At 66.5% G+C, this 3982-nt stretch carries 3 protein-coding genes and 3 pseudogenes; 4 read left to right on the top strand and 2 right to left on the bottom strand.

Going from position 1 to position 3982, the window contains the following annotated elements:
* Positions 1 to 458: 458 nt before the first annotated feature.
* Positions 459 to 650, top strand: a pseudogene (locus ACIRVK_RS45295) (aminoglycoside phosphotransferase family protein); the annotation flags it as partial.
* Between the two features lie 84 nt (positions 651 to 734).
* On the opposite strand, the gene ACIRVK_RS45290 reads toward ACIRVK_RS45295, so the two are convergent.
* Positions 735 to 1346 (bottom strand): hypothetical protein, encoded by a 612-nt coding sequence (locus tag ACIRVK_RS45290; RefSeq protein ID WP_404257981.1) that lies wholly within the window; start codon positions 1344 to 1346, stop codon positions 735 to 737.
* A gap of 189 nt (positions 1347 to 1535) precedes the next feature.
* Between ACIRVK_RS45290 and ACIRVK_RS45285 the strand changes: the two genes are divergently transcribed.
* Positions 1536 to 2333, top strand: coding sequence for a hypothetical protein (locus ACIRVK_RS45285; protein WP_404257979.1), 798 nt, complete (start codon positions 1536 to 1538; stop codon positions 2331 to 2333).
* A 237-nt stretch (positions 2334 to 2570) separates the two neighbouring features.
* Positions 2571 to 2860 (top strand): annotated as a pseudogene (locus ACIRVK_RS45280) (phosphotransferase); the annotation flags it as partial.
* 16 nt (positions 2861 to 2876) lie between these two features.
* Here ACIRVK_RS45280 and ACIRVK_RS45275 read toward each other — a convergent pair.
* The gene (locus ACIRVK_RS45275; protein WP_404257983.1) at positions 2877 to 3305 is read right to left on the bottom strand and encodes a hypothetical protein; all 429 of its coding nucleotides are present in this window, start codon (positions 3303 to 3305) and stop codon (positions 2877 to 2879) included.
* A 251-nt stretch (positions 3306 to 3556) separates the two neighbouring features.
* On the opposite strand from ACIRVK_RS45275, the pseudogene ACIRVK_RS45270 reads away from it, so the two are divergent.
* Positions 3557 to 3868 (top strand): annotated as a pseudogene (locus tag ACIRVK_RS45270) (hypothetical protein); the annotation flags it as partial.
* Positions 3869 to 3982: the final 114 nt, after the last annotated feature.

Genomic DNA, 3982 nt, shown 5'->3' with positions numbered 1-3982 from the left:
CGCTGGGAGATCCGCGACGACATCCACGAAGCCTTCCTCAGCCTGGCCTGCAGCATCATCTGTTGGCGCCGACTGGTCAACCACTCACTTTGTTAGGAGTTCTAAGGGCTTGCAGAAGAACAACACGCTGATGTCCGATTCGCGTGCGCCGTCATGTGGTACGCGGCTCGCTGAGCTGCAGGATCTGCCTGACCGCGGTCATGGACGCCACGATCTGCAGCGGCGGCTGACGCCGCATCTTTCCTGGTCGCCGAGGCCTACCACAACGATCGGCCCCAGAACCGGAAGCAGCGTGTTGTTCTTCTGCAAGCCTAAGGACTCCTAACAAAAGTGCTGGGCTTGGCCTGGTCAGCGGTCGGTGTCGTGCACGAGGCCGCCAGGTAGCAGGACGCGGTCAGCCGCGCAATCGCACGCGCTAAACCCGGCGACGTCGACGGTCATCCGGGATATTGGTCGCCATGGATGAGGTCAAGGTCGTCGTCGCCCATTCCGAGCGCGCGACCCTACGCGTCGGCGACGTGTTCCTGAAGGTGGACGCCGATCAGGCACGCATCGACGTCAAGGGCGAGGCGATGCCTCGGGCGCCGGTCCCGACCCCGGAAGTCCTGTGGCGCAAGCCGCCCGTGCTCGCGCTCGGCGCGCTCCCGGGGTGTGACTGAGCGAGATGGTCGTACGCTCCCGGGACCAGAGCAGGGGAGATGGTCGGCGCCCCGGTGCTGCTCAATCACAGCCCGCTACGGCTGGGTGGGTGCGGCTGACGGGACGCGTTGTCGGCGCAGGAGCAGGTCTGCGGGCTGCCACAGGGCGAAGGCCAGGCCGAGGCCGAGCGGGATCTGCAGGAGTTGCTGGACCACCGGAGGGCCGGGCTTGTCCCCCCGCCCGAGCGGGGCATCGCCCTGCGGATCGACGGTCACCGTATAAGTGCCGCCTACCACCCACTTCCGGCCTAGGAGCCCGTTCTCCTCGAACTGAGCCAGCGGTGGGCCGTCGAGGACGGTGACCGTGTAGCGGTGGAGGGCGGGATCCATGCCGTCGCCGGCGGACCACTGAATCTGCCGGACCGTGACGTGTTCGGTACGCCCGTGCTGGTGCAGTGCCTGCTGATCCAGCTCCAGGTTCTGCAGGAACAGCATCCCGAAGAGGCACACCGCACACAGCAGCCACCGCAGGTCCAAGTACCAGCACGTGCACAGGAACACGCAGCCGAGGAGGATCGCCAGCGCGCACAGCAGCTCGATCCAACCGGCGTGCGTGACGAAGGCTGTGCGCACGATCAGACGTACGGTCGCCCACAGTGCCAACGCTGCGCCGGTGCTCGCGGCGCCCACCAGTACCCGCCGACCCATGCCTGTCCGCCCTTTGTGTACTTCCTCCGCGGTCAACCTGGCCCCCGCTCTCGAGAATCCGCTGCCTGGTGGTGCACGCGCTCCAAGGTATGGATTGTTCAACGATCCTTCAATAGGATCGTTCAAGAATCCATCGTCGGCTTCGCGGACGCGGAGCCGGAACCAACCGGAGGGCTGCAGGAGATGAGCATGCGTCAGCACGAAGAGGTGGACGACCACGGGCAGATCCTGTTCAGCGACGACCCCTCGCTGCGGCTCGAGGCCGTCCTGATGGGTCTGGAGACCGCGGAAGGCACCGTCACCCTCGATCACGCACAGACACGTCACATGCCCGCCGCCCTCTTCGAGTTCAGGCGTTCCCTGCGCGTGGGCCGCTACGGGATCCAGTACGCCGTGCCGTACGCAGCCTCGATCGACGAGGTGCCCAAGGAACCGCAGATCGAAAGCGCGATCCTGTTCGGCATGAGGCGTCTACCGCCCGAGTTCTCCGACCTGCGCCTGCCCGACCCGCCGAGTGCCGACGACGACGGGGGCTGCCCCGACGAGAAGCGGCCCACCATATTCGACGAACTGCGCATGCGCGAACCACCGCGACGCGACCCCGACGAGGTCTACTTCGGCATGAAACGCAGGCCGCCCGGCCACGCCGACCTGTACTCGATCCCTGGCTGGGAGCTGCACGGGACACCCGATGACCGGCCAGGGCCGTGGCAGAATTTCGGACACACCTACTTCCGGCTGGAACTGCGGACACCCGACGGGGAGATCTACTCCCGGACCTGGGTCCCGCACGACCCCGAGTGGGAGGCCGCCGCACTGCGTCACGGATACGTCGTATGCCTGTGCGGCGTGAAACTGGGGGTCCGCGCGCCGTACGCGATGACCGCCGCGCAGTACACCCCGAGCATGCGCTACGAATACTTCCGTTACGGATGCGCAGTGGGTCTGACCGTCGGCGGACTCGTCGCCTACGTCGGCCACCGCTGACGCGCAACACCGAGCCGGCACACATCGAGTACGAACCGGGCCGCGACGCGGCGTTCGAGCGGGCCCGGCGGACGATGCGGTTCACCTGGTACGGGATGCCGGCGCGGCGTCCCCTCGCGAAGATCGAAGCAGGTGACAACTTCAGCGCTCACATGGTGACAGCCGGCACGCTCAACCCGACGACGAACCCCGCGTCGCCGCACAACTGTGGTGACAACTACCTTGCTCAATCACACGGGGACGGCACTCGGCCGCCTCGGCGAGCCGTCGCCGGCGGCGTGAGCACGGCGGGTGCTGCCATCCGGAAGTTGCACGGCGCACCGTTGCCGCCCTGGCCCGGCCAGAGCGGCCGGAGTCTCGACAAGTTGGCGACGGATCTCGACGGCGAGTGCGAGTGGCTTCTAACGAACGGCGTCCTGCCCGCCGACCAGGTCACCCGCAACCGCCAGGTCGCCGAGGCCCTGCTCCGGCCGTGGCCTTTGGCGTTCGCGCACGGCGACCTGCAGATCGCTCACGTGTTCGTCGACGTCCAGCCTCTTCCCCTCACTCACGGCTTGGACGAGTGGCACCGCTGCCACCCATCCTCTGCGGAAGCTGTTCGACGCTGCTGAAGAGACCGATCACCCCACCAGCTTCCGCAGGTCGATCCTGCAGGCGTTCGACGACATCATCGGGACACTGGAGGCGGCCCAGCCACTGCATCTCGGGCAGCCGAAGGGAGACTTCGTCAGGGCCAAGGTGGACGACTATCGCATGATCGTCCGCGCCGAGCTCGTTGCCGGCGCGAAGCTTGCCCGTGCCGGGATTCCCTTCGATTTCGGCACTCGGGGTGGGCGCCCCGAACCTGACCGGCTCCTGGGGGAAGCGAACTTGGGCATCGAGGTGAAGGCCCGCCGCCTCAACGGCTTGCAGGACCTGGAGCACGAGCTGACGACCGCCCTCGACGAGGCCGGGCTCCCCGCGATAGTCCATCTCGTCTGCCGCGAGCGGCCCCTTGAGATAAAGAAGGACGTGCGCGAGGCGATCGTCGAGGAGACGGTCAACCGTGTTCGGAACGGCGCATGGGGGGCGACGGTCACCCAGTTGGCTCGCAGCCCATCGTTCAAGATCGGCCTGCCCATGCTGAATCCCCGGGCACCCCTTGTCCTGACGGTCGCACCGTACAACCGGGCTGAGGCCCGGTCACCAGGACGCGGACAACGGTACACACGACTTTCATACCTGGTACCAACCCGATCGAGTCGACCTTCGCCACGGTGCGACTGCGCACCAAGGTCACCAAAGGCGCCGACTCCCGGGCCGCCGCACTGGCCATGGTCTTCAAGCTCATCGAGTCGGCCCAGGCCCGGTGGCGGGCCGTGAACGCACCCCATCTCGTCGCTCTCGTCCGCGCAGGCGCCCGCTTCGAACGAGGCCAACTCATCGAACGACCCGAGACCCGCAAACCTCACACGCCACGGAATACAACCGACATCCCGAGATCATCAGGGAGTGCATGCCAACCTCGGGTCAGAGGGTCCACTCGCTGTACCTAGACTCATGGCCTTGTCCTAACCTCGCCGTTTCGCTTGGGTTTGGCGGCTGGCGAGGCGGAAACGCGAAAGTGCCTTCCTGACCTGGGACGATGAACCTTGCTGAGGGGTTCTGTC

The sequence above is a fragment of the Streptomyces sp. NPDC101152 genome (genome assembly GCF_044768275.1).
Classification (GTDB): domain Bacteria; phylum Actinomycetota; class Actinomycetes; order Streptomycetales; family Streptomycetaceae; genus Streptomyces.
The sequence above is the reverse complement of the archived record's forward strand: the minus strand, read 5'-3'. Positions and strand labels throughout refer to the sequence as shown.

Bases quoted from the DNA above. Each gene is read 5' to 3' on its own strand.
- ACIRVK_RS45290 (WP_404257981.1), bottom strand. From the start codon at position 1,346: ATGGGTCGGCGGGTACTGGTGGGCGCCGCGAGCACCGGCGCAGCGTTG.
- ACIRVK_RS45285 (WP_404257979.1), top strand. From the start codon at position 1,536: ATGCGTCAGCACGAAGAGGTGGACGACCACGGGCAGATCCTGTTCAGC.
- ACIRVK_RS45275 (WP_404257983.1), bottom strand. From the start codon at position 3,305: ATGGACTATCGCGGGGAGCCCGGCCTCGTCGAGGGCGGTCGTCAGCTC.